The following is a 19,239-nucleotide window of genomic DNA, read 5'->3' on the forward strand; positions in this document are numbered from 1 at the left end:
GAAAATCAAAAAATATTGAAGTATCTATAATATACCTCTTCTAATAAAGTTATAAATCTGATCAATATCAGTCGTGATGATAAACCTAATTTTTGAAGGATAGGCTCTTTTATTGATTTCAAAACCTTCATTGGTGTAAATAGGAAGATAAAATTCAAATATTTCAGGAAGGAAGTTTAATCGAATACCGTTTTCATAAAAAAACTTTGGAGAGGTATTTTTGTTTTTTAACATGGCAACGTCATTATAAATTTCTGCCCACTTCCATACGCTTACACTGGTATTAATAGATGTTATAAGTTGATTAGCAAAGTATGGTTCTTTAAATTTAGATTTAAAACCTCCTTGACCAACGACAAACTGCTGACTAAAGATACCTTCACTTTCTGAGCGACCAAATAAATTTTGCTCAAACAAGTAATCATTTCCGCGATTTAATCCAAAGCTAAAGTAATTGCCTTCTGTTTTGTTTGATAAGAAGAGTCCTCCAAAAAATCGAACTTCATAGCTTTTGTTAGCAGAAAAGAATTTTTTATACCTAATGTCGGTTGAGATTTTACTGAAGCTTGAGTTTAATTCGGCGTTTAAAGCATATCTAATGCTTTTTATTGCATCAAACTTGTTATTGATATAACGTAAGTTGAAAATATTATATTTGTCTTTGTCACTTTTGATTTCACTGGAAGGAACTTCTTTATTGACACTAATTAGACGTGCAGTGAATGACTTTGAACTAATATCACGAAGTGAATTTCTTCTAAACTGAAAATTGATAAATGGGAAGAATGTGTTATACCCTAGCTCAGGGGCATAGTGAAAGTTACTTCCGCCAATTCCGTAACGTATTTTATATAGGTTAGGGCTTTTAAGAAAGTGATTGTAGGAAACTTCAAAAGAGCCTGTCAAATTCTGGCTTTTTGTACTGTAATTAGGAGTGATGCTAAATTCAAAATTTCTATTAATGATTGACTTGTTATTGATGTTAAAACCTAATATCAATCCATCATATAAATTATATTTAAAATCAGGATAATAAAATAATTGATTATAATAAGGGTTTTCAAAATCTTTAAAAAGACGAAACTTTAGAGGTTTATTAATGAGGGTGTTGTTTACATTTTTGAAATTATCTAATAAATTAAATTCTGGGTAGATATTTTCATAATTTAGTGCTAGCTTTTTAAAATCACCTCTTTTAATTTTTACTGTTTTTATTGAGTCAACATCAGTTATCCATGTTTTAAATTTAATCTTTTTATTTTGAATTCCATATAAAGCTACTGGAGCAGAGAAGTTTCTTTTGTTTTTAATAGTTATATATAGAGAATCTTTGTTTTTTGAAAAAGAAACGTTATTTATTTTATAATCTATTTTTTTGTTAGTAGTAATATAATCTCCAAAAAACCACTGTAAATCTTTAGAAGTGTTTTTTTGAAGAATATTAGCGAAATCACTATTATTCGAAGGTTTAAGTTGATGTTGAATATAAAACTCTTTTATAGATTTTTTTAAAATAGTATCTCCAACAAAACCTTGAAGGTACTTAAAACCAAGTCCTGCTTTATATTTACTAACAATTTTTTTATTGAAATTAGAAAGAGAATCGCTAGAAATGGTTAAAGGTTGATCATAGAATTTACGGGAGCTAAATTGATAAATAAGAGCATATTTATCATTTTGCTTTAATTGAGAGATATTGTATGATTTTATAGGCCAATACTTGGAGTATTTACCTAAAAGAGTGACATTGGGGTAGTATTCTTTGATGTATTCCATCATTAAAAAGGTTTGTAAGCCATCTGTTAGCCAATAGTCTTTTCTGGTATTTTGAATTATTATATCATCAAAATATTTTTGTACTAAAGCTTTAAAAAAGCTTGTTTCCCATCTAAAGTTATTAGGGTAGGGTTTCAACCATTTAGGAAGTCTATAAATTTCATTCAAAGAATTTTTACTTACAGTACGAACATCAACAAGAATTTCAGGGTGTGGATGTTTTCCAAAGAAGCTTTCAATAAACTGTATTTGCCTGTTTATAATTTGAGTAGTTTCCATGTTTGATATACTATTTAAATAGGCGTCAGTTTTTATTTCTTTATCTTTTATTTTGAAAGATTTGAATGTTTTAATGGAATCTATATGTAATATAATATCTTTTTTGTTAGCTCCGACTAAGTAGTAATCAGTAGAGTTTTTTCCGTCAGTTTTATATTGATATAAGTTGCTTTCAACAAAATGATTTTTAGGAACTTCAATAGAAATGTTATAGCTAGAAAGGTTTTCGTATAAATCATCTAGATTTATGTTACTCATGAGGTGCCATTCACCATCAAAAACTGCAGGTGTTATATACCAAAAGCGTAAATGATACCCTGTTTTCGTTTTTCCGTACTCTGTATATTTAGCGTTTGGAATTTTTAGAAAATAAGATGTTTTTATAATTAAACTGTCTTTAGGTTTTAGCTCTTCATTAAGGTGGATTTTGAGGATATCAGGTTGTTTGTTTTTTTCTTTATAGGTGACAGGTTTGTTGTTAACAGTCAAGTTTTTTATATAACTAAAACCTTTGTCTTTATCTTTGGAGAAGTGGAAATCATTTTTATAATCTTCAATAAAACGTTTAGCTAATGGAGTATTATTATTAATAAAACTATTACCCCAATTATGTAGGTAGAATTCCGTTGTACTTGAAGTAGATTTGTTGAAGTAAATTATTTTTTGTTGAATATGAAGAAGGTCATTTTTTACATCAAGAGTGGCTTTGATATCAACTGTGTTTTTTTGAGCTGTTATTTTAAAACAGTACAAAAAAAATATACATATAAAAAGGATTGTTTTTTCTTTCAACATTAAATAAAAAAGCTCGATGTAAATTCAACGAGCTTTAAAGATAAATATTTTTAGAAATTTGGTTTTAATTGGTATTTAGCATAGAATTTATTGAAATGTTCAACAGCTTCATCAGCAGTATCAACTACCCTGAATAGATTCAGGTCTTTTTCACTAATATTACCTTCTTCGATTAAAGTGTTTTTAATCCAGTCTAATAAACCTCCCCAAAACTTTCTACCTACCAATACAATAGGAAAACGACCAATTTTGTTGGTTTGAATCAACGTAATTGCTTCAAAAAGCTCATCCATAGTGCCAAAACCACCAGGCATAACCACAAAACCTTGAGAGTATTTTACAAACATTACTTTACGAACAAAAAAGTAATCGAAGTTCAGGTTTTTATCTCGATCGATCCAAGGGTTATCATGTTGTTCGAAAGGAAGATCAATGTTTAACCCTACTGAGGTTCCTTTACCACGATGAGCACCTTTGTTACCTGCCTCCATTATACCTGGTCCACCACCTGTAATAACACCAAAACCACTTTGTGTTAATTTATAGGCGACTTCTTCGGCTAATTTATAATATGGATCATCAGTTTTTGTACGGGCAGAACCAAAAATAGATACACAAGGTCCTATTTTACTTAGTTTTTCATAACCTTCTACAAACTCAGACATGATTTTAAATATAGCCCAAGAATCGTTTGTTTTTATTTCGTTCCAAGTTTTTTGTTGTAATTTTTCTCTAATTTTTCTGTCATCATTCGGACTCATAATTCTTCTCTTTTATATTAAATAACAAATTATTTGCTGAAAATTTAAATTTTAGCAAGCCTGCTAATTTAGCGGTTTTTAACAATAGAAAAAAGGTAAAAGAAAAAAACTACCTAAAAGGTAGTTGTAGTGTGGTGTTTGAAAAAATATATTTTAGTGCTCTTTTTTATAAAGTGTTTTAAATGCTTCATGTACTGCGGGATGTAGTATGGTTGCATGATCTTCATCATAATCTGGTTTATAAATACAGTTGATGTCACTTTTACTATCGAGTTTTTTTGCTAAAGAGTCAGCAATTTCATTCATAGCAGGATGCTCTTTTCCAACAGATAAAAACACGTTTGGATTAGAAAACTGCTGATTGTTTAACAAACTATCAATGTTTTTTAGCATTCGGTATTCGTTCCACCATAACGACGGACTTACAATAATATAATCGTTAAACATACTTGGGTTTTTTAATAAAACCTCCGTAGCTAATAAGCCTCCTAACGATTGACCAATTAATGTTGTATGATTGTTGGTTTTATAGTTTTTGTTGATGTGCGGTTGTGCTTCTTCCTTTAAAAAACGAATGAATTTCTCTGAGCCTCCATGGGTAGGAAAATCTTTACGATCTAAGCTATCTTTACTCGGGTGTGTAAAATCTCTATTTCTATCAATATTTTCAATACCTACAACAATTGTGGGTTGCATTTGAGCTGATAATTGCATAAACTGAACCAGTCCAGCAATGTGTTTAAAATCCTCTTCTTTAGAGCCGTCTAACAAGTAAATAGTATTATAGGTTCTAGTCGAGTCAGGGTGATAGCCATGAGGCAAATAAATGTTTAAATTTCTGTCTTTATTTAAAATAGAAGAGCTTAAAGTAGCTACTTCACCGATAGAAATTTGCTCTTTTTTATTTTCTGTTTTAACCTCTTGTTTTTCTGTATTACATGCAATTGAGGTAAAAAGGAATAGAATGTAAAAATAATTCTTCATCATAGCTTGGGTTTTTAGTTTAGTTCTTTCTTTAAAAATTTTGCAGTATAACTTGTTTTATGTTTAGCAACCTCTTCAGGAGTCCCAAAGGTTAATACTTTACCACCTTTTTTACCACCTTCCATACCAATGTCAATAATGTAATCGGCGAGTTTGATAACATCTAAGTTGTGCTCAATAATTAAAACGGTGTTTCCTTTATCTGCTAATTTGTTTAATACTTCCATTAATACACGGATATCTTCAAAATGAAGCCCAGTTGTTGGTTCATCCAGTATATAAAAGGTATTTCCTGTATCTCTTTTTGATAATTCAGAAGCTAATTTAATGCGTTGGGCTTCACCTCCAGAAAGAGTAGTGGATTGCTGTCCGAGTGTAATGTATCCTAAACCAACATCTTTAATTGTTTTTAACTTTCTATAGATTTTAGGAATGTGTTCAAAAAATGCTGTAGCTTCGTTAATTGTCATTTCTAAAATATCAGAAATTGACTTTCCTTTATAACGAATTTCTAAAGTTTCTCGGTTAAAACGTTTTCCTTGGCAAGTTTCACACTCTACGTGAACATCTGGTAAGAAATTCATTTCTATTACACGAACACCACCACCCTGGCAGGTTTCACAACGTCCACCTTTTACATTAAAACTAAAACGACCGGGTTTATACCCTCTAATAGAGGCTTCTGGAGTTTTTGCAAATAAACTACGTATTTCGCTAAACACCCCTGTATAAGTAGCAGGGTTTGAACGTGGAGTTCTACCAATAGGAGACTGGTCAATATCAATAACTTTATCAATGTGTTCTAAGCCTTCAATTTTTTTGTAAGGCATTGGTTTTTTTACTGCTCGGTAAATGTGCGCGTTTAAAATAGGGTATAGAGTCTCATTAATTAAGGTAGATTTTCCACTACCAGAAACACCTGTGACACAAATCATTTTTCCTAAAGGAAATTCAACGGAAACATTTTTTAAGTTGTTTCCAGAAGCGCCTTTTAACGAGATTGTTTTCCCGTTTCCTTCACGACGTTTTTTAGGAACCTCAATTTCTTTTCTTCTCGATAAATAGTCAGCAGTAAGGGTATCGTGACTTTTTAAATCGTCAAAGTTGCCTTCGCTAACAATTTCTCCTCCATGTCTACCTGCACCAGGACCAATATCCAAAACAAAATCAGCATTCTTAATCATATCTTCATCATGTTCAACCACTAAAACAGAGTTTCCAACATCACGAAGTTTAATTAAAGAGTCAATTAATTTTTGATTATCACGTTGATGTAAACCAATACTAGGCTCGTCTAAAATATATAAAACACCAACTAGTTGTGAACCTATTTGTGTAGCCAATCGAATACGTTGGGCTTCTCCACCAGAAAGAGATTTTGAAGTTCTGTCTAATGTTAAATAATCTAACCCAACATCCAATAAAAATTGAATTCGAGTACGTATTTCTTTTAAAATTTCAGCAGCAATAGTTAGTTGTTTTTTCGATAACTTGTTGTCAACTTTTTGAAACCAACTGGCTAATTCTAGCACATCCATTTGTGCTAAGTCACTAATGTTTTTGTCGGTAATTTTAAAATGAAGTGCTTCTTTTTTTAAGCGCTTTCCATCACAAATAGAGCAAGTAACTTCATCCATAAAACCTTTTGCCCAACGCTTGATGGAAGTGCTTTCTGAGTTTTTGTACTGATTTTCAATAAAGGCAATGATACCTTCGAAGTCAATCTCATAATTTCTGGTAACTCCCGCAGTTTTTGATTGAATTTCAAATTTTTCTTTTCCTCCATGAAGAATAATCTCCATAGCTTCTTTAGGAATACTTTTTATAGGGTCGGTTAGTTTAAAGTTATAACGCTCAGCAATAGTTTGAAGTTGTTTAAAAATCCAACTGTTTTTTTGTTCACCCAAAGGTGCAATTCCTCCATTTTTTATAGAAATGTCATTGTCTGGAATTACTTTTTGATGGTTTATCTCGTTGGTAATCCCTAGTCCGTTACAGTGTGAACAAGCTCCTTTTGGTGAGTTGAACGAAAAAGTGTTAGGTTCAGGGTTAGGGTAAGCGATTCCCGTAGTAGGACACATGAGTTCACGACTAAAATAACGAGGCTTTTCATCATCAACATCAATTACCATTAAAATATTATCACCCGTGTACAAGGCAGTTTTAATAGTCTCTTCTAGACGTTTTTCAGCAGCATCATTCACGGCTAATCGATCGATAACGACTTCTATATCGTGCGTTTTGTAACGATCGAGTTTCATGCCCTTTTCAATTTCTCTAATTTCTCCATCCACACGAACACGAACAAAACCTTGTTTAGAAATTTGTTCGAATAATTCACGATAATGCCCTTTTCTCGATTTAATTAATGGTGCAAGAATGGCAATACGTTTGCCGTCAAAATCTTTTAAAATCAATTCTTTGATCTGCTCGTCAGAATAGCTTACCATTTTTTCACCTGTATTATAGGAGTAAGCATCTGCTGCGCGGGCAAACAGTAAACGAAGGAAATCGTAAATTTCAGTAATCGTTCCTACAGTAGAACGAGGACTTTTATTGGTTGTTTTTTGTTCAATAGAAATTACAGGAGAAAGTCCGTCTATTTTATCAACATCTGGTCTTTCTAAACCGCCCAAAAACTGACGTGCATAGGCAGAAAATGTTTCGATATATCGACGTTGTCCTTCAGCATAAATGGTGTCGAAAGCTAAAGAAGATTTCCCGCTACCACTTAAGCCAGTAATTACAACTAGCTTTTCACGAGGAATTTTAACATCAATATTCTTTAAATTATGAGCTCGAGCTCCGTAAACTTCTATGTATTCTTGTTCTTTCAAAGTGAGGATTTTACCAAAAACAGCAAAGTTACCAAAACCAAATTTATTTTGAAGCAGCGATTATCAACAAATAAACTGAAAAGAGTATATTGCGAATAAAACTTAATTAATAAATGAAATTTATCCATTCTGTACGACATTTTTTTGAACGACACGGATTCAATGTGTCTTCACGATTTGCAGACCGTTTAGGTATGCGAGCTACTAATGTTCGTTTATTTTTTATTTATATATCATTTGTTACTGTAGGTTTGTCATTCGGGTTGTACTTAACCATGGCGTTTTTATTGCGTTTAAAAGATATGATTTACACCAAAAGAACTTCCGTTTTTGATTTATGACAAACACCGTATTTCAATCAAGGTTATATAGAGCAATTATTCTTTCCTCGTCAATAGTGGCGCTTGGTGTGTTGGGGTATATCCTGCTTTTTGGATATTCGTTTGTCGATGCACTTTACATGACTACTATTACAATAAGTACCATCGGATTCGGAGAAGTGCATCCGTTCGGAGTAGGAGAAAAACTCTTTACCATAGGTTTAATAATATCGAGTTTATTTGTCATTGGTTATGCAGTTTCATCGTTTTCAGAATATTTAATCAGTGGGCAATTTTTTCATCAAATAAAAGTAAAAAAAGTGCAAAAAAAAATAGAAGAATTACAAGGACACACTATTGTTTGTGGTTATGGGAGAAATGGAAGACAAGCTATTTCGAAATTAAAAAGTTATAAAAAACAAATAGTTGTGGTTGAAAAGTATGAAGGAATCGTTAAACAGTTAGATGAAAAAGGGGTGTTAACAATTGAAGGAGATGCTACGCTTGACGAAACTTTATTGAGAGCGGGTATAATGAATGCCGATAATTTAATTACAGCATTACCTTCAGATGCCGATAATTTATTTGTAGTATTAACAGCAAAACAGTTAAATAAAGATTGTAAAATTATAAGTAGAGCTTCGAAAGAAACATCTTACAATAAGTTAAAAATTGCAGGGGCTGATAATGTGATTATGCCCGATAAGTTGGGAGGCTCGCATATGGCATCTTTAGTAGTAACTCCAGATGTAATTGAGTTTGTAGATAGATTAACTATTGAAGGAGAAACTACAGCAAACTTAGAAGAAGTAGCTATTAATGATTTGCCAGAAAAATACTTAGATAAAACAATTTTAGATTTAGATCTTCGTAAAAAGACCGGATGTACCGTTATCGGTTACCGTACACCAAGTAAGGAGTATATTATAAATCCTGAAGCAGAAGTAAAGCTAGAAGCGGGGGGGAATCTTATTGTTCTGGGACGTCCAGAGCAAATAAAAACTTTACGTAGGTTGTTTTAAAAAAGAGAAAAACAAGACAGTTTGATTGTAAGGTTACTTTGTCTTTTCTAAGTTCTAACTGATGATATTTCTTTAAAATCCTGTCATAATAATTGCGAAAAATAAATTAAAATACTTTCTTTTTTACTTTATAAAAAAGTCTATAAACTTAAGGTTTGTAAATGGGAGGCGAAGAATAGTGCTTAAAGTACAGTAAAAACTAAGGGGTAAAAAAAACAGAAAAAAATACATCTAAACCCTTACTGAAAACCTAAGTAAGATTTACAAAAAATTAAAGAAAAACTAATCTTATATTCATATTTAACGATTAAAACTTGTCGTAAGTTCATTTTTTTATGATATTGCGAGCACTAAATCAAAAAAACTAATATATACATTATGAATAAAAGATTACTTGCATTGCTGTTTTTAATTACGCCGATGTTAACATTTGCACAAGAAAAAGGTTTGGATCAACAAATTGATGAAGCGTTTAAGCCTATATCTGATTTTTTTAGCAGTGTAATTTTCTTTCCTGTATTCGGAACTCCTTTTGTATTGATTTTGTTAGTGGCAAGTGCCGCTTTTTTTACGCTCTATTTTGGGTTTCCAAATATTCGTCACTTTTTTACAGCAATTAATGTTGTAAGAGGGAAATATGAAGATATTGAAAAACATGGTGCGCAATTATTGTATGGTGAAGATGGTATAGCTCAAGGAGTAGATATGAATGAGGTTGATGATATTGAAGAGCACATAGAGAATATTGAAAGCTTACATAGTGACTTAGAAATCGATGGAGATATAAAAGATACCATAAGAGATGAAAGTCATGAAGGAGAAGTGTCGCATTTCCAGGCGTTAGCAACAGCTGTTTCAGGTACAGTTGGAAATGGTAATATTGCAGGGGTTGCTTTGGCAATTGCTTTAGGAGGTCCAGGAGCTACTTTTTGGATGATTATTTGCGGTTTGTTAGGGATGTCAACAAAATTTGTTGAATGTACTTTAGGAGTTCATTACCGAGATGTCGGTAAAGATGGAACTGTTTATGGAGGTCCAATGTACTATTTATCAAAAGGATTAAGAGAAAAAGGTTTTGCAACTTTAGGTAAAATTGCAGCTGGTGCTTTTGCAGTGTTTTGTATTGGAGGATCTTTTGGTGGTGGTAATGCTGCTCAATCAAACCAAGCAACAATTGTAATTAAAGAATTGTTAGGGTTAGAAAGTACAGCAGCCGGAGCTATAATAGGTCTTGTGTTGGCAATTTTAGTAGGAATTATTATTATTGGAGGAATTAAAAGAATTGCTTCGGTTACTGAAAAAGTAGTTCCTTTCATGGCGTTGTTATATTTATTAGCTTGTTTGTATATTTTAGGAGTTAATTTCTCTTTAATTGATGATGCTATTTCTTTAATTATTACTGAAGCATTTAACCCAACAGCAATTGGAGTTGGTGGTGTTATTGGTGTGTTGTTAGTAGGTTTTAAAAGAGCAGCGTTCTCAAATGAAGCTGGGGCAGGTTCAGCTTCTATTGCACACTCAGCAGTAAAAACAAAATATTCTGCATCTGAAGGTTTAGTGGCATTATTAGAGCCGTTTATAGATACTGTATTAATATGTACAATGACAGCGTTGGTTATTATTATCTTTAACTTTGGAGGAGCTTTTGAATACGGAGGAGATGGTACAGGATCTGTGTTTATTGATGGTGTAGCCTATGAAGGAGCAGGAATTACTTCTAAAGCATTTGCAGCATATATACCTTATTCAAATGTGTTTTTAACTGTTGCAGTAGTGTTATTTGCAGTATCAACGATGATTTCATGGTCTTACTACGGGTTACAGTCTTGGAAGTTTTTATTTGGTAGAGGTAAAAGAGCTGATTTAACATATAAATTTTTATTCTTAACTTTCGTGGTAATTGGTGCTGCGGCTAGTATGAAATCTATTTGGGATTTTTCAGACGCAATGATATTTGCAATGGTGTTTCCTAATATGGTAGGTTTATACTTATTAATGCCAGTAGTTAAAAAACAATTAAAAAGATATCTAGATGCTATTAACCTAAAAAAGGAAGCAATTGAAGATTAAAAATTAAGAAGATGAAAATACTTAAACCCCATTTCTGGTATAACAAACGACAAAGAAATGGGGTTTTCTTTTTATTACTTGTAATAGTTGTTTTACAACTTATATATGTATATGTAGATTTTTCTTCGGAAAAAGTAGAAGACGTAAACAAAAAAGAGTTAGTGGCTTTTCAAAATACTATTGATAGTTTGAAAAGAATTGAAATGGATAAAAGAAAACCTAAACGATATCCTTTCAATCCAAATTATATAACAGACTTTAAAGGTTATCAGCTAGGGATGTCGGCAGAGGAAATTGATAGATTGCACAATTATAGAAAACAAAATAAATGGATTAACTCAGTTAAAGACTTTAAAGAAGTAACAAAGATTTCTGATAGTTTGTTGGCTATAATTTCTCCATACTTTAAATTTCCAGACTGGGTAGTGAAAAGAGAAAATCAAAAGAAGAATAAAACTGCTGAAACGAGTTCTTTCGAAAAACCTATATATAGCAAGATATATAAAACTTCCACCAACGATATTAATAAAGCTACACAACAAGATTTTGAAACTGTTAGTGGTGTAGGAGAAGTGCTTGCTACGAGAATTATAAAGTACAGAAATAAGCTACAAGGATATTCGCTTTCGTCTCAATTGTATGAGGTTTGGGGGTTGAATAAAGAAACTGCTAACGAGGTATTAAAAATATTTAAGATTATAGATAAACCAATTATAGAAAAAGTAAATGTAAACACTGCTACTTTTAAAGAAGTACTGAAAAATCCATATATAGATTATGAACTATGTAAAAAGATTTTTGAGTATAGAGATGAGGTGGCAGAACTTCAAAATATTTCAGAATTAAGAAATATTAAAGATTTTCCACTAGACAAATACGATAGAATAGTTATATATTTGGAAGCACAATAACAAACAACAAACAATTAGAGAACGAATGAACAGTATGTATTTTACTGAAGAGCACGAGTCTTTTCGTCAAAGTTTTAAAGATTTTTTACAAAAAGAGGTTGTTCCGCATATAAATAAATGGGAAAAAGAAGGAACTGTTGAACGTTTTATCTGGAAAAAATTCGGTGAAATGGGATACTTTGGTTTAAATCAACCAGAAGAATATGGTGGATTAGGTTTAGACCTTTTTTATACAGTAATCTTTTTAGAAGAATTACAAAAAGTGAATTCAGGAGGTTTCGCAGCTAATATGTGGGCGCATGCTTATTTAGCCATGACACATGTAAATAAAGAAGGAGACGATCGTATTAAAAGAGAATACTTAACACCAAGTATCGAAGGTGATAAAATAGGATGTTTATGTATTACTGAACCTTTTGGTGGAAGTGATGTGGCTGGAATGCGAACTACAGCAGTAAAAAAAGGAGACACCTATGTACTTAACGGCTCAAAAACTTTTATTACAAATGGAGTGTATTCTGATTATTTAGTAGTAGCTGCCAAAACAAACCCTGAAGACAAGCATAAAGGCATGAGTATTTTTATGGTTGATAGAGATACTCCAGGAATCTCATCAACTAAATTAGATAAATTAGGTTGGAGAGCTTCTGATACTGCTGAAATCGCTTTTGATAATGTGGTAATTCCTGCTGAAAACTTAATGGGTGAAGAAGGAAAAGGATTTCCGTATATCATGCAACACTTTGCGTTGGAAAGATTAATTATGGGAATTAACGCGCATGCACGTGCAGAATACGCTGTTGATTATGCTGTGCAATACATGAGTGAACGTCAAGCATTCGGTAAAACATTAGATCAATTCCAAGCCTTACGTCATAAAGTTGCTGAAATGGCAAGTAGAGTAGATATGTGTAAAGAATACAACTATTCTATTGCGAAACGATTAAATGACGGTATTTATGTGGTGAAAGAAGCAAGTATGAGTAAATTACTGTCAACTAAAATGGCAGATGAGGTAATTTACGATGCATTACAATTGTTAGGAGGTTACGGTTATATGGAAGAATATCCTATGGCACGTTTACTTCGAGATAGTCGTTTAGGACCAATCGGTGGGGGAACTTCTGAAATCTTAAAAGAGATTATCGCAAAAATGGTAATAGATAAAAAAGAATACAAGCCAGCTACCTAGTATTGTTAATTTCCAATTTTGCGAAAATGCGTCCTCGCATCGCAAAAATGGTAATAGATAAAAAAGAATACAAGCCAGCTACCTAGTGTTGTTAATTTCCAATTTTGCGAAAATGCGTTTTCGCATTGCTAAAATAGTAATAGATAAAAAAGAATATAAACCAGCAACATAAGTTGGTCGAAAACTACTGAGTAAGAATCTTGTTTTAGATAACAGGATTTTTTTTATAAAAGAAGTTTAAAAATGGTTGGTTTTCAATCAATACTTTGTATCTTTGCCGTCCAATAAATTAAAAACAACATAATCTTCTGATATACTGTGTTTTATCAAAAGGTTTTAAAAATATAGAAAACTACAATGAAAGGGGGTGCAAAAATATGTTAATCATTCCAGTTAAAGAAGGAGAGAATATCGATAGAGCGTTAAAACGTTATAAGCGTAAATTTGATCGTACAAAAACGATGAAGCAATTACGTAACAGAAAGCAATTTACAAAGCCATCTGTAGCTAAACGTGCTCAAATGATTAAAGCATCTTACGTTCAGAGATTAAGAACTCAAGAAGAAGTAGGATAGTAATCATCCTTATAATGTATAAAAACCTGTGTTGATCACAATACAGGTTTTTTTTGTACCTTCATTTTAATAAAAAGAAAGATATATGTTTATTGAAGCTTTTTTAGAATACTTAGCTTATGAAAAAAACTATTCGAAACATACTATACAGGCATACAAAACAGATTTAATTGTATTTAAAGATTTTTGTGAGGTTGAATTTGAACAAGAAGATTTAGAAAACATACATTATAACCAAATACGAACATGGATTGTTAGTTTGGTAAATAGTGGTGTTTCTAATAGAAGTGTAAATAGAAAGGTAAGTTCACTAAAAACTTTTTATAAGTTTTTACAAAAAATAGGTGAAGTAACGACAAATCCGTTAGCGAGTCATAAAGCGTTAAAAGTTCAAAAGAAAATTCAAACACCATTTGATCAAAATGAAGTAGAAGAGGTGTTGAAGTTACTAAATGAAGCTTCCGATTTTGAATCTATAAGAGATCGATTAATTGTTGAATTATTGTATTCAACAGGAATGAGAAGAATTGAGTTAATAAATGTTAAAGAGAAAGATGTAGATCATTCAAGAAAAACAATTAAAATTTTAGGAAAAAGGAATAAAGAACGATATGTAACAATCTTGCCTTCAGTCTATAGAACATTAAAGGAATATTTATCCGAAAAAAAAGTATATAAAATAGAAAATGAAGAAGCACTTTTTGTAACTAAAAAGGGAGTTAAAATTTATGAAACTCTTGTTTACCGAATAATAAATTTGTACTTTAGTAGGGTGTCGACAAAAGCAAAAAAAAGCCCTCATATTTTAAGGCATGCTTTTGCAACGCATTTATTAAATAACGGTGCGTCGTTAAATTCGGTTAAAGAATTACTAGGGCATTCAAGTTTAGCCGCCACCCAAGTATATACGCATAATAGCTTGGAGCAAATAAAAAAAGTGTATAATAAGGCTCATCCTAGAGAGTCAACGTAAAAGATCGAAGAATTATGAAGGTATTCACGCAATCAGTAAATTTCTCAGCAGACAAAAAATTAATAGATTACATTGAGAAAAAAGTAGGGGGATTAGAAAAGTTTCATGATAAGATCGTTGATGCAGAAGTATTTTTGAAAGTGCAAAAAACGAGTGAAAAAGAAAATAAAATTACAGAAGTAAAAATTAATATACCAGGAGACGAGTTAATGGTGAAAAAGCAATGTAAGACGTTTGAGGAAGGTGTTAGTGTTTCTATAGAATCTTTAAAAAGACAGTTGCAAAAGGCTAAAGAAAAAAAGAAAGATGCTCTTGTGTAAAAAAACAAAAAAAATAATTGAAAAAAGTTTTAAAAATCAAAAATTACTTTTTACATTTGCAGTCCGTTAGAAATAGCGGATTGTTTTTTTATAACAATTGCCGATGTAGCTCAGCTGGCTAGAGCAGCTGATTTGTAATCAGCAGGTCGTGGGTTCGAGTCCCTCCATCGGCTCTAAAAGAACAAAAGTTCATTAAAATTTTGATTTAAGATTTTAGGGGAGATTCCAGAGCGGCCAAATGGGACGGACTGTAACTCCGTTGTCTTACGACTTCGCAGGTTCGAATCCTGCTCTCCCCACAAAAATCTTAAGAAGCAAAATTGCGGGAGTAGCTCAGTTGGTAGAGCGTCAGCCTTCCAAGCTGAATGTCGCCGGTTCGAACCCGGTCTCCCGCTCTAAATTCGTTGCCGACATAGCTCAGTTGGTAGAGCGCATCCTTGGTAGGGATGAGGTCACGGGTTCAAATCCCGTTGTTGGCTCTATTTTAGAGTTTATTTGACAAGAGTTTAAAAATAACACTAAATATATTTAACTAAGAATTAAAATTAATAATCATGGCAAAAGGAACTTATGATCGTTCGAAACCGCACTTAAACGTAGGTACTATTGGTCACGTAGATCACGGTAAAACTACTTTAACTGCTGCAATTACTAAAGTATTAGCAGATGCTGGATTTTCTGAGCAGAGAGCTTTTGATCAAATCGATAACGCTCCAGAAGAAAAAGAAAGAGGTATCACAATTAACTCTTCTCACGTAGAGTATGCAACAGCTAACCGTCACTACGCGCACGTAGACTGTCCAGGTCACGCCGACTACGTAAAGAACATGGTAACTGGTGCTGCACAAATGGATGGAGCTATCTTAGTAGTAGCTGCTACAGATGGTCCAATGCCACAAACTCGTGAGCACATCTTATTAGGTCGTCAGGTAGGTATTCCACGTATCGTTGTTTTCTTAAACAAAGTTGATATGGTTGATGACGAGGAGTTATTAGAGTTAGTAGAGATGGAAGTAAGAGATTTATTATCTTTCTATGAGTATGATGGAGATAATGGTCCTGTTATTGCTGGTTCTGCTTTAGGTGCGTTAAACGGAGAGCAAAAATGGGTAGATACAGTTTTAGAATTAATGGAAGCTGTTGATACATGGATTGAAGAGCCGCCAAGAGATACTGATAAAGATTTCTTAATGCCAATCGAGGATGTATTCTCAATTACTGGTCGTGGTACTGTTGCAACAGGACGTATCGAAACTGGTATCGTTAATACAGGAGACCCTGTAGAGATTATCGGTATGGGAGATGAGAAATTAACATCTACTGTAACTGGTATCGAAATGTTCCGTCAAATCTTAGATAGAGGTGAGGCTGGAGATAATGCAGGTATCTTATTAAGAGGTATTGATAAGTCTGATATTAAGAGAGGTATGGTAATTTGTAAGCCAGGTTCAATTACTCCTCACGCTAAATTTAAGGCAGAGGTTTATATCTTAAAGAAAGAAGAAGGTGGACGTCACACTCCATTCCATAACAACTACCGTCCACAGTTCTACGTACGTACAACTGACGTAACTGGTAACATCAACTTACCTGACGGAGTAGAAATGGTAATGCCAGGAGATAACTTAACTATTACTGTAGACTTAATTCAGCCAATCGCATTAAACGTTGGTTTACAGTTCGCTATCCGTGAAGGAGGTAGAACAGTAGGAGCTGGTCAGGTAACTGAAATTTTAGACTAAATTATAGTTTAATTATAAATTATAAGGAGTCTCCTTATTTGTGAGACTCCTTTGTAAATACGGGTTTAGCTCAGTTGGTAGAGCACTGGTCTCCAAAACCAGGTGTCGGGAGTTCGAGCCTCTCAACCCGTGCAAAATTAAAAACGAGTTGTAGTTTTACTGCAACTCGTTAAAAGGATAAAATATGAGTAACTTTGTACAATATGTTAAAGATTCTTTTGAAGAATTAAACACCAATATGACATGGAGCTCTCGTGAAGAGGCTCAAAAGTCTACAGTGGTAGTAGCGTTATTTACAATTGTTTTTGCTTTAGCAGTAGCAGGGATAGATAAGGTTTTTCAAACAGGATTAGATAATTTCTTTAAAATGTTTTAATGATGGCTGATTCGGTGATGAAATGGTATGTTGTAAGAGCTATTGGAGGTCAAGAAAATAAGGTTAAAACTTACATCGAGACAGAAATAGCACGTCATGGGTTGTCTGATTATGTAAACCAAGTAATCGTTCCAACTGAAAAAGTTATTCAAGTACGAAATGGAAAGAAAGTAAACAGAGAACGAGTTTATTTTCCTGGTTATGTAATGGTAGAAGCTAATTTAGCAGGTGAAGTTCCTCACGTAATTAAATCAGTAACTGGTGTTATTGGTTTTTTAGGTGAAACAAAAGGAGGAGATCCGGTACCAATGCGTAAATCAGAAGTAAATAGAATGTTAGGTAAAGTTGATGAACTTTCTGTTAAAGATGAAAATGTTGCAATTCCTTACACAGTAGGAGAAACTGTAAAGGTAATTGACGGACCTTTCAACGGATTCGATGGAACTGTTGAAAAGGTAAACGAAGAAAAGCGTAAGTTAGAAGTAATGGTTAAGATTTTTGGAAGAAAAACACCATTAGAGTTAAACTATATGCAGGTAGAGAAAATATAATAGTTACACCTATATTTTGATGGGTTTAAGCTTCCAATTTAAACTCGTCGTTAAATCTTAAACAATGGCAAAAGAAGTAAGTAAATTAGTTAAACTACAAGTTAGGGGAGGTGCAGCGAATCCGTCGCCACCAGTTGGACCCGCTTTAGGTGCTGCCGGTGTTAACATCATGGAGTTCTGTAAGCAGTTTAATGCTCGTACACAGGACAAACAAGGTAAAGTATTACCTGTTGTTATAACAGTTTATACAGACAAATCATTTGAATTTGTTGTAAAAACTCCACCAGCCGCAGTACAATTATTAGAAGCGGCCAAAATTAAGAAAGGTTCAGGAGAGCCTAATAGGAAAAAAGTAGCAAGCGTTTCTTGGGATCAAATTCGTGGAATTGCAGAAGACAAAATGGTAGATATGAATGCCTTTGAAGTAGAGTCTGCAATGAGAATGATCGCTGGAACAGCTCGTTCTATGGGATTAACAGTAACAGGTGATGCACCTGCTTAAACTTTAAAAGATATTTAGAAATGGCAATTACTAGAAAGCAAAAAGAAGCTCGTGCTAAGGTAGATAGCTCTAAAGTTTATAGCTTACAAGATGCATCAGCATTAGTTAAAGAGATTACAAACGTAAAATTTGATGCATCTGTTGATTTAGCAGTACGTTTAGGAGTAGATCCTCGTAAAGCTAATCAAATGGTTCGTGGTGTTGTAACATTACCTCACGGAACTGGTAAAGATGTAAAGGTTTTAGCATTAGTTACTCCAGATAAAGAAGCAGAAGCTAAAGAAGCAGGAGCTGATTATGTTGGATTAGATGAGTACCTTCAGAAAATTAAAGGAGGTTGGACTGATGTTGACGTTATTATTACTATGCCAAGCGTTATGGGTAAATTAGGTCCATTAGGACGTGTATTAGGTCCTCGTGGTTTAATGCCTAACCCAAAAACTGGTACAGTAACTATGGATGTTGCAAAAGCGGTACAAGAAGTAAAAGCTGGTAAAATCGACTTTAAAGTAGATAAAACTGGTATTGTACACGCTGCAATTGGAAAAGCATCTTTCGATGCTACGAAGATTGAAGAAAATGCAAATGAGTTATTACAAACATTAATTAAATTAAAGCCAACAGCGGCAAAAGGAACATATATTAAAAGCATTTTTATGTCTTCTACAATGAGTCCTAGTGTTGCTATAGATGTAAAATCTGTATCGTAAGGCAGTTAAAACTTTTTAATTATGACTAGAGAGGAAAAATCACAAGTAATACAAGATTTAACAGCACAATTAGCAGATACAAGTACCATCTATTTAGCAGATATTTCTGGTTTAGATGCTACTACTACATCTAACTTACGTAGAGCTTGTTTTAAAGCAAACGTACAATTGGCTGTTGTAAAAAACACATTGCTTTCAAAAGCAATGGAAGCTTCTGATAAAGATTTCGGAGAGTTACCAGACGTATTAAAGGGTAATACTTCAATGTTAATTGCTGAGGCAGCAAACGCTCCAGCAAAAGTTATCAAAGAGTTCAGAAAAAAATCAAAAGATCGTCCTTTATTAAAAGGAGCGTATGTTGAAGAGGCTGTTTATATTGGAGATGACCAATTAGACGCTCTTGTTAACATTAAGTCTAGAGAAGAACTTATTGGAGATATTATTACCTTATTACAATCTCCTGCTAAGAATGTTGTTTCAGCATTACAATCAGGTGGAGGTAAGTTATCCGGTATCTTACAAACATTATCAGAAAAATAATTT

General features: G+C 32.9%; 18 protein-coding genes and 5 tRNA genes. 19 read left to right on the forward strand and 4 right to left on the reverse strand.

Annotated elements, in window-relative coordinates:
* Window positions 1-24: 24 nt before the first annotated feature.
* The 4 genes from Q0663_RS03940 to uvrA all read right to left on the reverse strand — a co-directional run bounded on the left by Q0663_RS03940 (window position 25) and on the right by uvrA (window position 7,432).
* On the reverse strand, window positions 25-2,808 hold the full coding sequence (locus Q0663_RS03940) for an aminopeptidase (RefSeq protein ID WP_299006690.1): 2,784 nt from the start codon (window positions 2,806-2,808) through the stop codon (window positions 25-27).
* Window positions 2,809-2,900: 92 nt separating this feature from the next.
* Window positions 2,901-3,611, reverse strand: a complete 711-nt coding sequence (locus Q0663_RS03945; RefSeq protein ID WP_299006695.1) for a TIGR00730 family Rossman fold protein — start codon at window positions 3,609-3,611, stop codon at window positions 2,901-2,903.
* 153 nt (window positions 3,612-3,764) lie between these two features.
* Window positions 3,765-4,598 (reverse strand): alpha/beta hydrolase-fold protein, encoded by an 834-nt coding sequence (locus Q0663_RS03950; protein ID WP_299006699.1) that lies wholly within the window; start codon window positions 4,596-4,598, stop codon window positions 3,765-3,767.
* Between the two features lie 11 nt (window positions 4,599-4,609).
* Entirely contained in the window at window positions 4,610-7,432 is a 2,823-nt protein-coding gene (uvrA, locus tag Q0663_RS03955; RefSeq protein WP_299006704.1) for an excinuclease ABC subunit UvrA, read from the reverse strand.
* Between the two features lie 113 nt (window positions 7,433-7,545).
* On the opposite strand from uvrA, the gene Q0663_RS03960 reads away from it, so the two are divergent.
* The 19 genes from Q0663_RS03960 to rplJ all read left to right on the forward strand — a co-directional run bounded on the left by Q0663_RS03960 (window position 7,546) and on the right by rplJ (window position 19,236).
* Entirely contained in the window at window positions 7,546-7,773 is a 228-nt protein-coding gene (locus tag Q0663_RS03960) for a PspC family transcriptional regulator (protein WP_099214064.1), read from the forward strand.
* Window positions 7,770-8,774, forward strand: a complete 1,005-nt coding sequence (locus Q0663_RS03965; protein WP_299006708.1) for a TrkA family potassium uptake protein — start codon at window positions 7,770-7,772, stop codon at window positions 8,772-8,774. Before Q0663_RS03960 ends, Q0663_RS03965 begins: the two co-directional genes overlap by 4 nt.
* Window positions 8,775-9,152: 378 nt before the next feature.
* Window positions 9,153-10,844 (forward strand): sodium:alanine symporter family protein, encoded by a 1,692-nt coding sequence (locus tag Q0663_RS03970; protein ID WP_299006710.1) that lies wholly within the window; start codon window positions 9,153-9,155, stop codon window positions 10,842-10,844.
* A gap of 11 nt (window positions 10,845-10,855) precedes the next feature.
* Window positions 10,856-11,755: a helix-hairpin-helix domain-containing protein gene (locus tag Q0663_RS03975; RefSeq protein ID WP_299006712.1), complete on the forward strand. Its 900-nt coding sequence runs from the start codon at window positions 10,856-10,858 to the stop codon at window positions 11,753-11,755.
* Between the two features lie 25 nt (window positions 11,756-11,780).
* A complete protein-coding gene (locus Q0663_RS03980) occupies window positions 11,781-12,947 on the forward strand; it encodes an acyl-CoA dehydrogenase family protein (protein ID WP_299006714.1) in 1,167 nt (388 codons plus the stop codon).
* A gap of 377 nt (window positions 12,948-13,324) precedes the next feature.
* The gene (rpsU, locus tag Q0663_RS03985; RefSeq protein ID WP_028892869.1) at window positions 13,325-13,522 is read left to right on the forward strand and encodes a 30S ribosomal protein S21; all 198 of its coding nucleotides are present in this window, start codon (window positions 13,325-13,327) and stop codon (window positions 13,520-13,522) included.
* Window positions 13,523-13,607: 85 nt separating this feature from the next.
* The gene (locus Q0663_RS03990) at window positions 13,608-14,495 is read left to right on the forward strand and encodes a tyrosine-type recombinase/integrase (protein ID WP_299006718.1); all 888 of its coding nucleotides are present in this window, start codon (window positions 13,608-13,610) and stop codon (window positions 14,493-14,495) included.
* Window positions 14,496-14,509: 14 nt separating this feature from the next.
* Window positions 14,510-14,815, forward strand: a complete 306-nt coding sequence (gene raiA, locus Q0663_RS03995; protein ID WP_299006720.1) for a ribosome-associated translation inhibitor RaiA — start codon at window positions 14,510-14,512, stop codon at window positions 14,813-14,815.
* A gap of 99 nt (window positions 14,816-14,914) precedes the next feature.
* Window positions 14,915-14,988 (forward strand) — tRNA-Thr (locus tag Q0663_RS04000).
* Window positions 14,989-15,031: 43 nt separating this feature from the next.
* Window positions 15,032-15,114: transfer RNA gene (locus Q0663_RS04005), tRNA-Tyr, on the forward strand.
* 23 nt (window positions 15,115-15,137) lie between these two features.
* Window positions 15,138-15,210, forward strand: a tRNA-Gly gene (locus tag Q0663_RS04010).
* An 11-nt stretch (window positions 15,211-15,221) separates the two neighbouring features.
* Window positions 15,222-15,294 (forward strand) — tRNA-Thr (locus tag Q0663_RS04015).
* Between the two features lie 75 nt (window positions 15,295-15,369).
* Complete coding sequence (gene tuf, locus Q0663_RS04020) at window positions 15,370-16,557, forward strand: elongation factor Tu (protein WP_299006723.1); 1,188 nt, start codon at window positions 15,370-15,372, stop codon at window positions 16,555-16,557.
* A gap of 59 nt (window positions 16,558-16,616) precedes the next feature.
* Window positions 16,617-16,689: transfer RNA gene (locus tag Q0663_RS04025), tRNA-Trp, on the forward strand.
* A 52-nt stretch (window positions 16,690-16,741) separates the two neighbouring features.
* Window positions 16,742-16,933, forward strand: coding sequence for a preprotein translocase subunit SecE (gene secE / locus Q0663_RS04030; protein ID WP_299006726.1), 192 nt, complete (start codon window positions 16,742-16,744; stop codon window positions 16,931-16,933).
* 2 nt (window positions 16,934-16,935) lie between these two features.
* Entirely contained in the window at window positions 16,936-17,484 is a 549-nt protein-coding gene (nusG, locus tag Q0663_RS04035) for a transcription termination/antitermination protein NusG (RefSeq protein ID WP_299008059.1), read from the forward strand.
* A 64-nt stretch (window positions 17,485-17,548) separates the two neighbouring features.
* On the forward strand, window positions 17,549-17,986 hold the full coding sequence (gene rplK, locus Q0663_RS04040; protein ID WP_047790105.1) for a 50S ribosomal protein L11: 438 nt from the start codon (window positions 17,549-17,551) through the stop codon (window positions 17,984-17,986).
* 20 nt (window positions 17,987-18,006) lie between these two features.
* Entirely contained in the window at window positions 18,007-18,696 is a 690-nt protein-coding gene (gene rplA, locus Q0663_RS04045) for a 50S ribosomal protein L1 (RefSeq protein WP_099214074.1), read from the forward strand.
* Between the two features lie 21 nt (window positions 18,697-18,717).
* The gene (rplJ, locus tag Q0663_RS04050; protein ID WP_299006737.1) at window positions 18,718-19,236 is read left to right on the forward strand and encodes a 50S ribosomal protein L10; all 519 of its coding nucleotides are present in this window, start codon (window positions 18,718-18,720) and stop codon (window positions 19,234-19,236) included.
* Window positions 19,237-19,239: the final 3 nt, after the last annotated feature.

Origin of the sequence: uncultured Tenacibaculum sp., assembly GCF_947504135.1 — a bacterium.
Taxonomy (GTDB): Bacteria; Bacteroidota; Bacteroidia; order Flavobacteriales; family Flavobacteriaceae; genus Polaribacter.